At 62.1% G+C, this 15,141-nt stretch carries 12 protein-coding genes; 2 read left to right on the forward strand and 10 right to left on the reverse strand.

The features are described 5' to 3' along the window. Positions 1 to 232: 232 nt before the first annotated feature. Positions 233 to 1,561 (forward strand): YihY/virulence factor BrkB family protein, encoded by a 1,329-nt coding sequence (locus EB809_RS11950; RefSeq protein WP_123635052.1) that lies wholly within the window; start codon positions 233 to 235, stop codon positions 1,559 to 1,561. Positions 1,562 to 1,577: 16 nt separating this feature from the next. On the opposite strand, the gene EB809_RS11955 is transcribed toward EB809_RS11950, so the two are convergent. From EB809_RS11955 to EB809_RS11980, 6 genes are all read right to left on the reverse strand, one after another. Next, complete coding sequence (locus EB809_RS11955; protein WP_223807934.1) at positions 1,578 to 2,522, reverse strand: HDOD domain-containing protein; 945 nt, start codon at positions 2,520 to 2,522, stop codon at positions 1,578 to 1,580. 199 nt (positions 2,523 to 2,721) lie between these two features. Beyond that, entirely contained in the window at positions 2,722 to 3,951 is a 1,230-nt protein-coding gene (locus EB809_RS11960; RefSeq protein ID WP_123635054.1) for a DUF445 domain-containing protein, read from the reverse strand. 175 nt (positions 3,952 to 4,126) lie between these two features. Beyond that, complete coding sequence (locus EB809_RS11965; protein ID WP_123635055.1) at positions 4,127 to 7,276, reverse strand: efflux RND transporter permease subunit; 3,150 nt, start codon at positions 7,274 to 7,276, stop codon at positions 4,127 to 4,129. Beyond that, positions 7,269 to 8,540, reverse strand: coding sequence for an efflux RND transporter periplasmic adaptor subunit (locus EB809_RS11970; RefSeq protein ID WP_123635056.1), 1,272 nt, complete (start codon positions 8,538 to 8,540; stop codon positions 7,269 to 7,271). Before EB809_RS11970 ends, EB809_RS11965 begins: the two co-directional genes overlap by 8 nt. 146 nt (positions 8,541 to 8,686) lie before the next feature. Continuing rightward, a complete protein-coding gene (locus tag EB809_RS11975) occupies positions 8,687 to 9,430 on the reverse strand; it encodes a 16S rRNA (uracil(1498)-N(3))-methyltransferase (protein ID WP_123635057.1) in 744 nt (247 codons plus the stop codon). A gap of 18 nt (positions 9,431 to 9,448) precedes the next feature. Further along, on the reverse strand, positions 9,449 to 10,798 hold the full coding sequence (locus EB809_RS11980) for an adenosylmethionine--8-amino-7-oxononanoate transaminase (RefSeq protein ID WP_123635058.1): 1,350 nt from the start codon (positions 10,796 to 10,798) through the stop codon (positions 9,449 to 9,451). A gap of 239 nt (positions 10,799 to 11,037) precedes the next feature. On the opposite strand from EB809_RS11980, the gene EB809_RS11985 reads away from it, so the two are divergent. Continuing rightward, positions 11,038 to 11,526, forward strand: coding sequence for a DUF2505 domain-containing protein (locus EB809_RS11985; RefSeq protein WP_123635059.1), 489 nt, complete (start codon positions 11,038 to 11,040; stop codon positions 11,524 to 11,526). A 214-nt stretch (positions 11,527 to 11,740) separates the two neighbouring features. Here EB809_RS11985 and EB809_RS11990 read toward each other — a convergent pair whose 3' ends face one another. From EB809_RS11990 to metF, 4 genes are all read right to left on the reverse strand, one after another. Further along, a complete protein-coding gene (locus EB809_RS11990) occupies positions 11,741 to 12,487 on the reverse strand; it encodes an amino acid ABC transporter ATP-binding protein (RefSeq protein ID WP_123635060.1) in 747 nt (248 codons plus the stop codon). 12 nt (positions 12,488 to 12,499) lie between these two features. After that, positions 12,500 to 13,171, reverse strand: a complete 672-nt coding sequence (locus EB809_RS11995) for an amino acid ABC transporter permease (RefSeq protein ID WP_123635061.1) — start codon at positions 13,169 to 13,171, stop codon at positions 12,500 to 12,502. 72 nt (positions 13,172 to 13,243) lie between these two features. Next, a complete protein-coding gene (locus EB809_RS12000; RefSeq protein ID WP_123635062.1) occupies positions 13,244 to 14,002 on the reverse strand; it encodes a transporter substrate-binding domain-containing protein in 759 nt (252 codons plus the stop codon). A 233-nt stretch (positions 14,003 to 14,235) separates the two neighbouring features. Next, entirely contained in the window at positions 14,236 to 15,105 is an 870-nt protein-coding gene (gene metF / locus EB809_RS12005; RefSeq protein WP_123635063.1) for a methylenetetrahydrofolate reductase [NAD(P)H], read from the reverse strand. Between the last annotated feature and the right edge of the window lie 36 nt (positions 15,106 to 15,141).

Consider the following 15,141-nt stretch of genomic DNA (forward strand, 5'->3'; position numbering starts at 1 on the left):
GAGTCCAGGCCCGGGCCCCGTGCTCGACGGACGTTGAGTCCTGGCGGGCATTCAAGTTGGCCCGGGTTTTTTGATAACGCTCTGTTTTCCCAATGGTTGTCGCGGGACGCATTTCTGCACAACGCAAAAATGCGCCATACTGAAAGCTGATATCGTCTTGTCGTGCGTACCTTGTTTCAGTCGGTGAGGTGTGGCCGGCGAGACGTCGACTTCAGGAATCAAGGGAGCATCCGTGAACCTGTCGGAATTGAAGGAACGTATCAAAGAGGTGGAAGAGTGGATTCTCGCCAATCCCAATCCACCGCGGCATTGGCCCTGGACCTGGCTCTATCGAGCGGGCCGTACCGCCTATGCCGTCACCCGGGATGTGATCAACGGTCAGCTGACGCTCCATGCCATGAGCCTGGTCTACACGACGCTGCTCAGTATAGTGCCACTGCTGGCCCTGAGTTTTTCCGTGCTCAAAGCGTTGGACGTGCATCAGCGCATCCAACCGTTGCTGTTCCAGTTCTTTGAGCCGATGGGACCGCAGGGGATTGAGATGGCCGAGAAGATCCTCAGTTTCGTCGACAATATCAAGGTCGGGGTGCTGGGCTCGGTGGGGCTGGCCATGCTGGTCTATACGGTGATCTCTCTGGTCCAGAAGACCGAGCGGTCTTTCAACATGATCTGGCGGGTGCCCCAGATGCGCTCGCTGACCCAGCGTTTCAGCAACTACCTGAGTGTGATCACGGTTGGGCCGCTGCTGATCGTCTGCGCCATCGGCATTACGGCCACCATTTTCTCTTCCACCTACGTCCAGGCACTCATGGCGGTGGAACCGCTGGGCTCACTGATCCTGTTTGCCAGCCGCTTTACGCCGTTCTTCCTGGTGGTGATGGCCTTTACGTTTGTGTACATCTTCATCCCGAATACCCGTGTGAAATTCCGCTACGCTGCGATTGGCGGGCTGGTGGCAGGCGTTGCCTGGCAGGCTGGCGGGATGCTGTTTGCCTCATTCGTGGCCGGCTCCGCCCGGTACGCGGCGATCTATTCGAGCTTTGCGATCGGTATTGTCCTGCTGATCTGGCTCTATCTGAACTGGTTGCTGCTGCTCATTGGGGCCAGCATCGTTTACTACCTGCAGAACCAGCAGGCCGTGTCCAAGCGGTATCGAGTCCGCTATTCGCCTGAATTGCAGGAGCAGGTGGCTCTGGTGCTGATGTGGATGGTCTGCAAGCCCTTCAGTGAGGGTCGGCCGGCGCCCCAACAGGAGAAGCTGGAGCACCTGATGGCGGTGCCGGCGGACATCACCCGTCGCGTCAGTGACAAACTGATCCGGGGCGGATTGCTCAATCTGGCCGGTAGCGGCGGCGACTGCCTGCTTCCCGGTCGAGCACTGGACCTGATTACCATCGACGACATCCTGCAAACCGTGCGGGCGGATGAAGATCACCTGACGCGGCGATTGCCCCAGGTGCTGCCGCCGGAGCTGCATGCCCACTACAGCCGGGATCCCCGCACCATGTCCGAGGTGTTGCACCAGTCACCGGTCCCTCAGGACCTGGAATCCCGCACCTGACAGGCGTCAGCCGGCGTCAGGGATGAGGGGCCTCGCGGAGCATCGTCAGCAGGGCCGTGCGGATTTTGACGAAGGTCGGCTCGTCCATCTGCAGCGCGCGTAACAGCTGGTCTTCCGGCAGGTTCCGTTGGTGGGCATGGCGCAGTACTTCCCGGGTTCCCAGGATGATGCCGTCGTTGATGGGCGTATGCGGTCCGTTGGGAGCCGGACGCTCGGCAGTCATCAGGTAGGCCTGGTATTGCGGTGGCAGATCCCAGCGTACTGACAGCAGTCGGGCGACGTCCCACTCATGGTTTCTCAGGGCCGTACGGATGACGGCCGGTTCCGGCAGAGCGGCCTGATCCTGGCCCCGGTAGATGCGCGTTACCTCGCGGCGAAGCGTGATGTAGGCCAGCGCCGGCACCAGGGTGACCAGGAAGAAGGCGTTGCCATCCGCACCCTGCGAGCGAGCGATCAGTTCGGCTGCCCGTGCGCAGGCCAACCCCCAACGCCAGGCCCGTTGTGTAAACAGCGCCTCCTGGTTGGAGCGGGCGGTCATCATCGGGCGCATGACGGCGGCGGCGGCCACGCTGCGCACGCCATCCAGTCCCAGCAGGAAAATTGCGTGTTCGACGGACTCGATCGGCTGGTCGCTGGGCCTGAAAAACGGGCTGTTGGCGACGTGCAGGAGCTGCTCGGTCAGGGCCGGATCGCCCAGGATGATGTTGGCAAGTTCGTGGCGGCTGATGTCTTCCGCGGACAGCGCCCGCATGAGCATGGGCAGGACGGCCGGCTGGCGGGGCAGTTCCATGAGATGGCCGTCATCCAGGCGCGACTGCAGCTGGGTCAGGATCCCGGGGGCATCGGGCGTATCCCGCTGCAACTCGGCGGGTGAGGCGTCCAGTAGCCAGCAGAACAGGTGGTTCTCAAGCTGGGTGAGGGCGCCACGGGTGGGTTCCTCGTCCGCTGGATCGGTATTCACCGCATTCAACAGCCCGCTGTTCTGGCGGAGCCCTTCAGGCGGGTTTGCAGGTTTTGGTTTAAGCCATTGAAACAGGCGCCACATCCCGACGGCCTCAAGCAGTTGCGACTCTTTCCCAAGCATAGCACCGTGAAAGGCGTCACGTTTTAAAAGCGTAGGATGTTGCTACACAACTTGGTGTGTTTGCAAGGCGCCGCGGCTAGAACAACTGCTCCCCGAAGACGAAAACGAACTGAGCGACACCGGCGGCAAAGCCCAGCGCGGCACCCACCAGGATCAACTTGATCTCATCCTCCTGGAAACAGGGGCGCAGCAAATCCTGGAATTCCTCGGAGCTGAGCGCCACCATGCGCTCGACCATGATGCTCTCCACCGCCTCGGCCCGATCCTTCTCAAACACGGGGTTGTTGAACGATGAGGAGGAAATCTCCAGAGCCTTCTCGCCCACCTGGTTCTTGAGCGTGGCAAAGCCGGTCGGGCCGAACGCCATCTGGGTCAACGCCTTGGCCATGCCGGCGGTTTCGTCCACCAACGGTTTGATGTGCTTGCGCACCATGTTCTTGGCGCGATCGCCGTTGGGGCCGTTGAGCACTGCATTGATGATGTTGCCCACGGTCAGGATTTCATGGGTGACGATGTAGCAGAAGGATTCCGCCACTTCCCGCTGGCGCTTGAGGAACAGACCCTGCAGCCGGATCGGGCCCACCTTGCGCTCCCGCAGCGGGCGGAAGATCACGTTCAGCGCGATCCAGTTGGTGGCCCAGCCGACCAGCAGGCCAAAGAACGGCAGGACCCACCAGGACTGGTAAAAGTACCAGACCGCCATCTGCACCAGTCCGAACAGGAAGCCGAAATAGAGGCCGGAGTTGACGATGAAGCGAAATTCCTTCTCGCCGCACTCCAGGAAAATACGGTTGAGCAGTCGCTTGTCCGTCGCCAGCTGCTCGATGACCATGCCCTTGATGTCCAGCAGGCCCTCGATGTTGAGCGACAGGTCGTCCACCAGATTGTCCACCAGCTGCGGTGTGGAACGGCGTACCCGGTCGTAGACCATCTTGCGGGCCGAAGCGGGCAGGTTTTCCCAGAATGTCGGGTACTCCCGCAGCATGAGCTCGTCGACGTATTCTTCGGTGCGGGGCTCCACCGTCTGGATCACGTATTCGGCCAGGACCTGCGGGTCGATCTGCTCAAAGATTTCGCGCACCGTACCGATCTTGGAAATGGTGGCGTCCACGCTCTTGGCGGCCATCTTGCGCGCCTTGGAAGGAATGATGCCCTGCCAGCCCCAGATGGGCCGCACGCCGATGAATTCCAGCGGATAGAACGTCATCTTGATGGCCAGCCAGTTGGTGACCCAGCCGATCAAGGCGGCAATAACGGGGATACTGAGGTATTGCCAGAATTCGGTGCTGTGCAGCAATTCGCTCATGCGTACGACTCGTTTGGTCCGTTATCGTTGTGGTCCAGGGCAAGGCATTTCGGTGGTGCCATCGCGGTGCTTCATCCTTGGCGGTGGGTCACCGGGCGGGGATGCGCTCTGGCATCTTCTGCATCCGCCCCAAAAGTGTCAATGACGCTGGCGCAGGAACGTGCGGTCAGCACGATCAAAGCGTTTCGCCGTGTGCCGCTTCGGTGGGTTTGCTCCGGAGTCGTTCGGTCGCCCCCTCGATCAGCGACAGCAACACCGGCACCACCAGCAGGATCAGGAAGGTCCCGGTGGCCAGGCCGAAGGCAATACTCACCGCCATGGGAATCAGGAACTGGGCCTGCAGCGAGGTCTCGAACAGCAGGGGCAGCAGGCCGCCGATGGTGGTCAGGGAGGTGAGCAGCACCGCCCGCAGGCGTTGGCAGGAGGCTTCCACCAGCGCTTCCCGTGCCGGCATCCCGCCCTCGCGCAGCTCCTGGTAGAAGGTCACCAGGATGATGGAATCGTTGATGACAATGCCGGACAGCCCGAACATGCCAAACAGCGAGAGGATGGTCAGGTCGATGCCCAGCAGCAGGTGCCCGAGAATGGCGCCACAGAGCCCAAAGGGAATCGCAATCATCACCGCCAGCGGCCAGGTGTAGGCGGCGAACACCCAGGCCAGGATGATGTAGATCATCGCCAGGCCGATCAGGGCGCCCGAAGCCATGTCCTGGCCCGTCTCGCGTTGCTCTTCGGCCTTGCCTTTGAACGTGGTGCGCACGCCGTACCGGCTCTGCAGTTGGGGGATGGCCTTCTGCTGAAGCTCGGCCAGCACCTGGTTGGCGTTGGTGATCTTGTTGTCCACGTCCGCGGTGACATGGACGCCAAGCTGACCGTCGGTATGGCGCAGCAGGGCCAGCCCGCGTCGGGACTCGAGGTTGATCACGTTGGCCAGCGGCGTGGTATCGCCAGACGATGTCACAATGGGCAGCGTGTCCAGGGTGCGCTGCAGGTCCCGCTCCGCCTTGGGCAGCATGATACGGACTTCCACTTCATCGTGGCTGTCGTAGAACACTTGCAGGAGCTGGCCGTCCAGGGCGGCGCGCATCTGGCGGCCCACGTCGTCGATGGTCAGCCCGAGGCTCTGGGCCAGAGGCGTGAGCGTGAAGATATACTGCTGCTTGCCCCAGGGCAGGTCGTCGAGAATGTCCGTCAGTCCCTGGTATTGGCCCAGGCTGGTCTTGAGGGATTCGGCGGCCTGCTTGAGGGTGCCGGCATCGGCGCCGGTGATGAAGATATCCAGCGGTTTGCCCGGCGGCCCGCCCTGGGGGCTGGTGATCGACAGCTGCTCGATGCCGGCCCGTTTGGGCAGGGCGTCACGCCAGGCGGCAATGAACCGGGGGTTGCGGATCTCGCGGGCGTCCGGCTCGGTCAGTTCCACCGACACCATGGCGTACTGCTCGCCCCGTTCGGTGGAGCGGCCGCCGTCAAACGAGCCGCGGTTCAGCTCCAGCACCGCCATTTTCACCAGCGGATTGTCCTTGCCCAGTGCATCGCTGGTTTGCCATAGCGCGTCTTCCATTTGCTGGCCATAGGCCTTCACCGTTGACGGCGGTGTCCCGGCAGCGAATTTCACGCTGGCGACGATGCGGGTGGATTCCGGCGTGGGGAAGAAGGTAAAGCGCACGTGGCCCGAGGCCACCAGTACCACGCTCAGTGCGAGGGCGCAGCCGGTTCCGACCAGAACCGTGGCGCGGTTTCTCAGACTCCACTCTGCCATGGGCCGGAAGGTGTGGTCGCGGAAGCGGTTGAAGGCCCGGTCCAGTTTCTGGCGCAGCGGGCCTTCCTCGCGATGATGATGCTTGTGGAACGACGCGCGCAGGTGTCCCGGCAGGATCAGGAAGCTTTCGATCAGCGAGGCGATGATCACGCAGATCACCACGAACGGAATGTCCTTCAGGATCTGGCCGATGATGCCGCTGACCATCATCAGGGGCAGGAAGGCGGCAATGGTCGTCAGGGACGAACTCATGACCGGGACCAGCATGCGCCGGGCGCCCCCTTCGGCGGCCTGCAGGGATCGCTCGCCTTTCTGGTAGTGGGTCATCGCATCCTCGGCCACCACGATGGCGTCGTCCACGATGATCCCCAGCGCCATGATCAGCGCGAACAGGCTGACCATGTTGATGCTGCCGCCGTTGAGCCAGAGGATGGCGAGCGTCCCCATGAACGAGATGGGAATCCCCGCCGCCACCCAGAAGGCGATGCGGCCGTTGAGGAAAATGAACAGGATGCCCACCACCAGGATCAGACCGCTCAGGCCGTTCTTGAGCAGCAGGTTGATGCGGTCGACGATCAGCTCGTAATTCTCGTCAAACGTGATCAGTTTGACGCCGTCCGGCAGCGAGGGGCGGGTGTCTTTGAGCCAGTTGAGCATGATGTCCGCGGAACTGAGGGCGTCGCTCGTTTCGGCCCTTTGCAGTTGCATCAGCACGGCGGGCTGGCCCTGGTAGAACACCTCCACCGCGTTGTCCTTGGGGCGCAGACTGATGTTGGCAATGTCGCCCAGGGTGAGGCGGCGGCCGTCGGCGGTGGTCATGATCGGCATGCGGCTGAATTCGGCGGCCGTTCGGCCCTTCTCCAGGCTGCGGATTTCCCGCGCGGATTCTTCCTCGCCCACAGTGCCGGCCGGAATATCCTGGCTCTGACCCAGGATCCGCTGGCCCAGCTGGGGCAGGGACTGGTGCAGCTCGGCGATGCGGTCGCTGCCCACCTCGATGGCGATTTCCCGATCCGGCAGGCCGGTCATTTCCACCTTGGCCACGCCACGGTTGAGCAGCTCATCTTCAAACCGGTAGGCCAGTGGACGCAGGGCTTCCAGCCGCACCGGGCCGGTCAGGATGACGCTGGCGATGGCCTCGTTGCGGATGAACTTGCTGATTTCCGGGCGCTCGGCATCGCTGGGCAGGTTGCGGACCAGGCCGACTTGCTCGTTGACCTGATCCAGCGCGATGCCCATGTCTGAGCCTTCCTCGTACTCGATGACGATGTTCGAGTAGCCCAGCGAGGAGGTGGAGCGCATCTCCTTCACGTTATCCAGGTTGCGCAGTTCCTGCTCCAGCGGGGTGGTGATGGAGCGGGCGACGTCCTCGGCGCTGGCGCCGGGCCAGACCACGTGCACGGTGATAAAGTCGGTGGCGAAGTTGGGGAAGAACTGGCGGTTGAGGCCGGTCAGCGCGTAAACGCCGGCCAGGACCATGATCAGCATCAGCAGGTTGGCGGCGACCTTGTGCCGGGCGAAACGACCCAGCAGGTCCTGGCGATGCTCGCTGCGCGGATCAGCCATTGTCCGGTGCTCCGTCCATGACGCTGACCTTCAGGCCCGTAATGGCATTGGGAAGCTGGGTTGCAAGGATGCGATCGCCGTCCTGCAGTTGGTCCGTGCGAATCAGCAGGAACTGGCGGTCCTGCTCGAAGCGGTCGCCCATCACCTGCACATCCATCGATTCCAGACGACCGTCTTTCACCCGGTACAGGGTGTGCTCATCGTAAAGCGAGGCCACCGGCACGGAGAACAGGTTCGGTTCTTGGGGCAGCTCGAGGGAAATGTCCAGTGTCCGGTTCAGCGCCGCAGCCGGGGCGTCGTCCGTGAAACGGAACAGTCCGTCCATGCCGCCCGCACCGCTGTTCACCTGTCCGGACAGGCGCGTCAGGTGGAGCTTCCGGGAGGCACCGCCCAGGCGCGTCGTGGCTGTCAGTTCTTGATCGTTCGCCAGGGCCTGTTGAATCGTGACGATGCGGTTCATGGGAATCTGCGCTCGGACTTCCAGGTCGTCGCTGGCATAGAGGCTGACCAGCGGCTCGCCGGGCCGGACCCGTTCGCCGGGGCTGACGTCGATCTCGGTGATGGTGCCGTCGAAGGGCGCGTGGATGCGCGTGCGGCCCAGATCGAGCCTGGCCTGAGCCAGCAAGGCATTGGCGCGGTCCAGTTTGGCTTGTAGGGACTTCAGGCGGCTGTCGTGATTCGCCACCGCAAGCTGGCGGTTGACCAGGGAAATCTCGGCGCCCTGCAGGGCTTCCCGGGCCTGATCCAGGCGGGTCTGGCTGTTGAGGTTGGATTCGGACAGTCGTTGCTCGCGATCCAGCGCGCGCTGGGCCAGGGCCACCAGGGACGTTTCCCGCTCCAGCAGTTTTTTATCGGCATCGTACTGGTTGCGCTCCTGGGCAATCTGGCTTTCCAGTTCCGCCACGTCGGCCTGACGCTGATCCACCAGCAGGCCGACCTCGTCGTCCTCCAGCTCCAGAATGATGTCACCTTTACTGACGTGCTGGCCCTCGAGATGGACCAGGCGAGCGACATCGGCCGTCACAGCGGCGCTCAGCGTGGAGCGGAACGGCGTTTCCACCCGCCCCAGCAGGCGCAGTTGCGGCGAGCGGCTGGCGGATTGGACGACGGTCGTCTGGATCGGCCAGGCCTTTTCTTCCGGGTTGCTCTCCGGAGGCGTCGGGCGCAGGGCGATCAACAGGCTGGCGATACCGATGGCCACGAGGACCAGCAGGACAGGGAGCAATCGCCGCCGATTGAAGCGGAATCGAGTGGATGCGTGCACGGCCTGAACTCTCTATGACCCGGGTGATGCCCGGGCTGTTTTTATGGTGTCTCAGTGATTGGACTCTTTGTGTCCAATACGCCGCATTCTAGAGGGTTTTGCTCGCCGCCGCATGATCGGGCGCAAGGGATATCGAATATTTGTCGTTAGCTGTGATGTTGCTGGCCGTCGCCCCACAGCCAGTGGCATATGGACAGTGCCGCGACCGGGGCGGTTTCCGTGCGCAGGACACGCGGGCCCAACGCGGCCGCGATAAAGCCGGCCTGCTCGGCGGCGGCGATTTCCGATTCGCTCAATCCGCCTTCCGGTCCGATCAGCAGGGCCAGGCGAGTGGGCGTGGCCAGGCCGGTCAGCGACTGTTCCGTGCGGTGATGCAGCACCAGTCGCAAGTCGTCCTCGCCGGTCGTGACAAACCAGTCGTCCAGCGTCATCACCGGTTCGATGGTCGGCACCATCGCGCGACCGCACTGTTCGGCCGCGCTGATCGCCACCTGCTGCCAGTGGCGCAGGCGCTTGTCTTCCCGGTCGCCCTTGAGTTTGACCTCACAGCGCTCGCTGACCAGCGGGGTAATGCGGTCGACGCCCATTTCCACACTCTTCTGGATGGCGTAGTCCATGCGGTCCCCCCGGGACAGGACTTGACCCAGATGCACTCGCAGCGGCGATTCGGCGGCGTTGGCGACCGGCTCACCGACCCGAACCTGCACCGCTTTCTTGCTGACGTCGGTCAGGGTCGCCGGGTAGTCGTAGCCATCGCCATTGAACAGCTCGATCGCCTGTTCCGGCTGCATACGCAGGACGCGGCCCACGTGGTTGGCCGCGTGGTCATCCAGCTCGACGGTCTGGCCGGCGGCCAGGCTTACCGGTGAGTAAATGCGGGGAATTCGCATGAGGGAGCCTCTGATGCCTCAGTCCTGGGTCGCGATCTCGATGCCTTCCGTCGCCACCTGGGCCAGATGCCGGATCTGCTCTTCCGTGATCACGTAAGGCGGCATGAAGTAGATCACGTTGCCGAGCGGCCGCAGCAGCGCCTGACGGGTCAGGGAGTGACGGTAGACCCGGATGCCGCGACGCTCCTGCCAGGGGAAGGGCGTCTTGCTGGCCTTGTCCTTGACCATCTCGATGGCCAGGGTCATGCCGTGCTGGCGGATGTCGCCCACATGCGGGTGATCGGCCAGGTGCGCCACGGAATCGGCCATGCACTGGGACAGACGGCGGTTGCTCTCGATGACGTTGTCGTCCCGGAAAATATCCAGCGTGGCCAGGGCGACCGCGCAACCGATCGGGTTACCGGTGTAACTGTGGGAATGCAGGAAGGCCTTCATGGTTTCGTAGTCGTCGTAGAAGGCGTCGTAGACGTCATCGGTCGTGAGCACCACGGACAGCGGCAGGTAACCGGCGGTCAGGCCCTTGGACAGGCACATGAAATCCGGTGTGATGCCGGATTGCTCGCAGGCGAACAGGGTGCCGGTGCGGCCGAAACCCACGGCGATCTCGTCGGCGATCAGGTGAACGCCGTACTTGTCACAGGCTTCCCGCAGCTTGGTGTGGTAGATCGCGTGGTGCATGCGCATGTTGCCGGCGCACTGGATCAGCGGCTCGACGACGACCGCGCAGATCTCGTCGTGGCGTTCGGCCAGGATCCTGTCCATCGCCTCGAACTGGCGCAGGGCATAGTCTTCCCAGCTTTCGCCGTCCTCGCGGTTGAACGCATCCGGCGAGGGCGCGGTGATGACTTCCATCAGCAGCGGTTCGTAGGTGTCCTTGTAAAGCGGCACGTCACCGAGGGCGAGGGCGCCCAGGGTTTCGCCGTGGTAGCTGTTGCCCAGGTTGACGAAGTTTTTCTTGCCCGGTTTGCCGTGGTTGCGCCAGTAGTGATAGCTCATCTTGAGCGCGGCCTCGATGGCGGAGGAACCGTTGTCCGCGTAGAAACACTTGCTCAGGCCGTCAGGGGTGACTTCGATCAGTCGTTCGGAGAGATTGACCACCGGCTCGTGTGTGAAGCCGGCCAGCATGGCGTGTTCCAGTTGCTCGGTCTGCTCGCGAATGGCGGCGTTGATCCGCGGGTTGGCGTGGCCGAACAGGTTGACCCACCAGGAGCTGACCGCATCGATATAACGATTCTCTTCAAAGTCTTCCAGCCAGACGCCTTCGCCGCGCTTGATGGGAATCAGCGGCAGGCTCTCGTGATCTTTCATCTGGGTACAGGGGTGCCAGACGGTCTTGAGGTCCCGCTTGACGATGTCGGCGTTGCGCATGGTGCTCTCCTCTGACGGCTCGGGGCAGGCGGGGCGTGTGAGCGGTCCCTTTGTTATGGCCCCGGCAACGAAAAATTCGGATTCGCAATGATACTGGTGCCGAGGGGGTGGGGGCCAGCACACAGCATTAACCATATGGCTATGCTGGCCAATCTGCCCCATCCCGGGTCACCCGCGGCCAATGGCCAGACAGTCGCCGTCGTGGAAGATGGAGCGAACGATAAGACAGGAGACACAGCATGAAGTTTGACGTGGTGCACCCGTACGATGCGAGTCTGGATACCGTGCTGGGTGCCTTCTTTGACGAGCAGCACATCCAGGACAAGAACGATCGCCTGGGGCACCGGAATGTTCAGGTTCGTGAGCTCAAGTGCGACGACACAGCGGGCAAGATTGTGGTGGAGCGGGAAATGACCACGTCGGTCAAGGTGCCCGGTGCCCTGGCCGGTTTTCACCGGGAGTGGAATGCCGTTCGCCAGGAAGAGCACTGGTTCCGTAAAGATCAGGGTGAATGGCACTGCGAATTCCGCGTCAGGATCGACGGCGTGCCCGCCAAGATCCAGGGCAATATGCAGCTCAAGGGCGCGGGCGAGGCCTGCACCAACCATGTGTCGCTGGACGTACGCTGCGAAATCCCGCTGCTGGGGAAGAAGATCGCTCAGTTTCTGGTGGAAGATACCCGCATCAAGATCGAGCAGGAATACGACGCCACGCGGGGCATGCTCTGAGCATTCAGAGCACTCCAGAACATATTGGCAGACGTAGGTTGGGCTGACGCAGGAAGCCCAACAACCGAGGTCATCGCGAATCCCCATATCGTCGCAACCCTGGGCGGCAGGCACAGTGTTGCGTTGGGCTTCCTGCGTCAGCCCAACCTACGAGTCGCTGAAGCAAAGAAGGGAGCCGATCGGCTCCCTTCTTTGATTTCTCGACAAGCAGTCGTCAGTGCTTCAATACCCGTGACAGGAACGACTGCGTGCGTTCGTTCTGCGGGTTGTCGAAGACCGCTTCCGGCTTGCCTTCCTCGACGATCTGACCGCCGTGGATGTAGATGACGCGGTCCGCCACTTCCCGGGCAAAGCCCATTTCGTGGGTCACGACCATCATGGTCATCCCTTCCTTGGCCAGTTCCCGCATGACGTCCAGCACTTCGCCGATCATCTCCGGGTCCAGGGCCGAGGTGGGCTCGTCGAACAGCATCAGGCGTGGCTCCATCGCCAGGGCGCGGGCAATCGCCACCCGTTGCTGCTGGCCGCCAGAGAGCTGGGTCGGGTACTTCTCCGCCTGGTTGGCGATGCCGACCCGGTCCAGCAGCTTCATGGCGATGTCGGCTGCGGCGGATTTGTCGGTGCTTTTCACCTTCATCGGCGCCAGCATGATGTTCTCCTTCACCGTCAGGTGCGGGAACAGGTTGAACTGCTGGAACACCATGCCGACTTCCTTGCGGATGGCTGCGAGGGACTTCTGGTTGCCGCCCTTGGGCTCCAGCGGCTGCTGATCCACCACCAATTCGCCGGATTCATACTCTTCCAGGCCGTTAACGCAGCGGATCAGCGTCGACTTGCCCGAGCCGCTGGCGCCGATGATCACCACCACTTCGCCGGATTGGACTTCAAGATCAATATCCTTGAGGACATGGTGATCGCCGAAATACTTGTTCAGGCGCTGCATGCGCACGATCTTTTCCATGGTCAGCCTCCGTCAGCTCGATGCCAGTCCGCGACGCTCAGCAAAGCGCAGCAGGAACGACAGGGTCAGGGTGATGGCGAGATACAGCAGGGCCACCATGAAATACACCTCGAACGCGGTGAAGGTGGTCGCGATGTAGATCTGGCCCTGACGGACCAGTTCGCCCACACCGATGACGGAGAACAGGGACGTGTCCTTGATGCTGACAATCGCCTGGTTGCCCAGCGGCGGAATCATGCGGCGCAGGGCCTGCGGCCAGACTACGGACCAGAAGGTCTGTGAGCGGGACAGGCCGAGCGATACGCCGGCTTCCGTCTGGCCCTTGTCGATGGACTGCACGCCTCCGCGGACCACTTCGGAAATATAGGCGCCGGAGTTCAGCGCAATCGCCGCGATGCCCGCGGTCAGCGCGTTGATCGGGCCGCCGACGATGTCCGGCAGACCGTAGAAGATGAACAGGACCTGTACGAGAATCGGGGTGCCCCGGAAAATCTCGATGTAGGCGGTCGCGGGCCAGCGCAACAGGCGGTTGCGGCTGAGGCTGGCCAGACCCATGAAAATCCCGATGAGGAAGCCGATCAGCAGGCCACCAAAGGAGATCAGCAGGGTATAGGGGATGCCTTTAAGCAGATAGGGCACCGAGCCAAAGGCGGCGCTCCAATCGAATTCAAAGCCGGATGCCACGGTTCGTTTCTCCAGTGTCTAAACAAAAAAACGCAGGGTACCGCGAGGTACCCTGCGCTGTTTTCATTGGATTTACTGGTCCTCCGGCATCGGGCCGAACCACTTCTCGTAGATGTCCTTGTAAGTACCGTCTTCCTTCATGCTGGCCAGGGCGTCGTTGACCTTGTCCAGCCACTTGCTGCCACTCTTCAGGGCGATGCCGTACTGCTGGCCTTCGTACAGTGGGCCAACGGTGGTCACGCGATCCTTGCCCTTGGTGCGGGCGAAGTAGCCCACGTTCGGGGCGTCGTAGAACACCGCGTCAACGCTGCCGGACATCAGGGCCATGTACATGTCGGCACTGCCGGGATACGGCGTCACGCCGTCATCGTCATCGATGTTCTTGGTCAGGTAGTCGTAGCTGGTACTGCCGATCTTGGTGCCGACTTTCTTGCCTTCCAGGTCGTCGACGGTCTTGATGGAGTCGTCGCCTTTCTTGATCAGCAGGCGCAGACCGGAATCGTAGTACGGGTCGGAGAAATCGACGATCTGCTCACGCTCTTTCGTGATGGTGATGCCGGCCAGGGCAATATCCACATTACCGGTCTGCAGGGCCGGGATAATGCCGTTGAAATCCATGGTGTTGAGTTTGTAGTCGAAGCCCGCGCGCTTGGCGACTTCAGCGAGGATGTCCATGTCGAAGCCGACCATCTTGCCGGAATCCTGGTCCATCATCTCGAACGGGACGAAGCTCGGGTCGGTCACTGCGCGCAGGGTCTCTGCGCTGACCATTGTGGTGCCCAGGGTCAGGGCGAGGGTCGCACTCACGGTCTTCAGCCATTTGGCGCTCATAGTTCCTCCTGGTTTCTTTTTTTGGGGATCTGATTTTGCTTTTGGCAACGACGTCACGAGACCGCAAGTCTCGCGATGGACGGGGATTTCTCCCAATCAGAATAGTTTAGACCATGGCGGCAAAGGGTATGGAAAGTCAATTTTGAAGACATCGACTGAAGTCGTATTGACGGTTTTTCTGGCAGGAAAATTGCCCGGCCATGGAGGCCCGGCCGGGCGCAGGATAGCGACGATCAGAACGCGATCTTGTCGCGCTGGGCCAGGCCCAGATTGTGCCAGATGCTCACGCTGGCGTTGGCCTGGTTCAACGTGTAGAAGTGCAGGCCGGGAGCGCCTGCGTCCAGCAGCTTCTCACACATGCGCGTGACGATTTCCTCGCCGAACTGGCGGATGCTCTCGCTGTCGTCGCCGTAGGCTTCCAGCTGCTTGCGGATCCAGCGGGGAATTTCGGCCCCGCACATCTCCGAGAAGCGCGCCAGGTTGGTGTAGTTGACGATGGGCATGATGCCCGGCACCACCGGAATCGTGATGCCCATCTTCTCCAGCCGGTCGATGAAGTAGAAGTAGCTGTCGGCGTTGAAGAAGTACTGGGTGATGGCACTGTTGGCGCCGGCGTCCACCTTGCGGGCGAAGTTTTTCAGGTCTTCCTCGGCACTGCGCGCCTGGGGGTGAAACTCCGGGTAGGCGGCCACTTCGATGTTGAAGGTGTCGCCGGAATGCTCGCGAATGAAGCTCACCAGTTCGTTGGCGTAGCGCAGTTCGCCGGCCGCCCCCATGCCCGAGGGCAGGTCACCGCGCAGGGCGACGATGCGGTTGATGCCGTTGTCCTTGTACAGGTCCAGCAGCTCGGCAATGCTCTCGCGGGAACCGCCCACGCAGGACAGGTGCGGAGCGGTGGAGATGCCCTGTTTATGCAGGCTGAGCACCGTGTCGATGGTGCGGTCGCGAGTCGAGCCGCCGGCGCCAAAGGTTACGGAGAAGAAGTCGGGATTCACTTCGGCCAGCTTGTCGCGGACGACCTGGAGTTTTTCCTTGCCCTGATCCGTCTTGGGCGGGAAGAACTCGAAGCTGAAGCGTCGCTTGAACTGTTTCTGGGATTCCATGGGATTGCTCTGTCACTGTCGGCGCAGCCCGCGAGC

Origin of the sequence: Marinobacter sp. R17, from assembly GCF_003789045.1 — a bacterium.
Classification (GTDB): Bacteria; Pseudomonadota; Gammaproteobacteria; order Pseudomonadales; family Oleiphilaceae; genus Marinobacter_A; species Marinobacter_A mangrovi.

Bases quoted from the DNA above. Each gene is read 5' to 3' on its own strand.
- EB809_RS11990 (WP_123635060.1), bottom strand. From the start codon at position 12,487: ATGGAAAAGATCGTGCGCATGCAGCGCCTGAACAAGTATTTCGGCGAT.
- EB809_RS11975 (WP_123635057.1), bottom strand. From the start codon at position 9,430: ATGCGAATTCCCCGCATTTACTCACCGGTAAGCCTGGCCGCCGGCCAG.
- EB809_RS12000 (WP_123635062.1), bottom strand. From the start codon at position 14,002: ATGAGCGCCAAATGGCTGAAGACCGTGAGTGCGACCCTCGCCCTGACC.
- EB809_RS11965 (WP_123635055.1), bottom strand. From the start codon at position 7,276: ATGGCTGATCCGCGCAGCGAGCATCGCCAGGACCTGCTGGGTCGTTTC.
- metF (WP_123635063.1), bottom strand. From the start codon at position 15,105: ATGGAATCCCAGAAACAGTTCAAGCGACGCTTCAGCTTCGAGTTCTTC.
- EB809_RS11980 (WP_123635058.1), bottom strand. From the start codon at position 10,798: ATGCGCAACGCCGACATCGTCAAGCGGGACCTCAAGACCGTCTGGCAC.
- EB809_RS11960 (WP_123635054.1), bottom strand. From the start codon at position 3,951: ATGAGCGAATTGCTGCACAGCACCGAATTCTGGCAATACCTCAGTATC.
- EB809_RS11985 (WP_123635059.1), top strand. From the start codon at position 11,038: ATGAAGTTTGACGTGGTGCACCCGTACGATGCGAGTCTGGATACCGTG.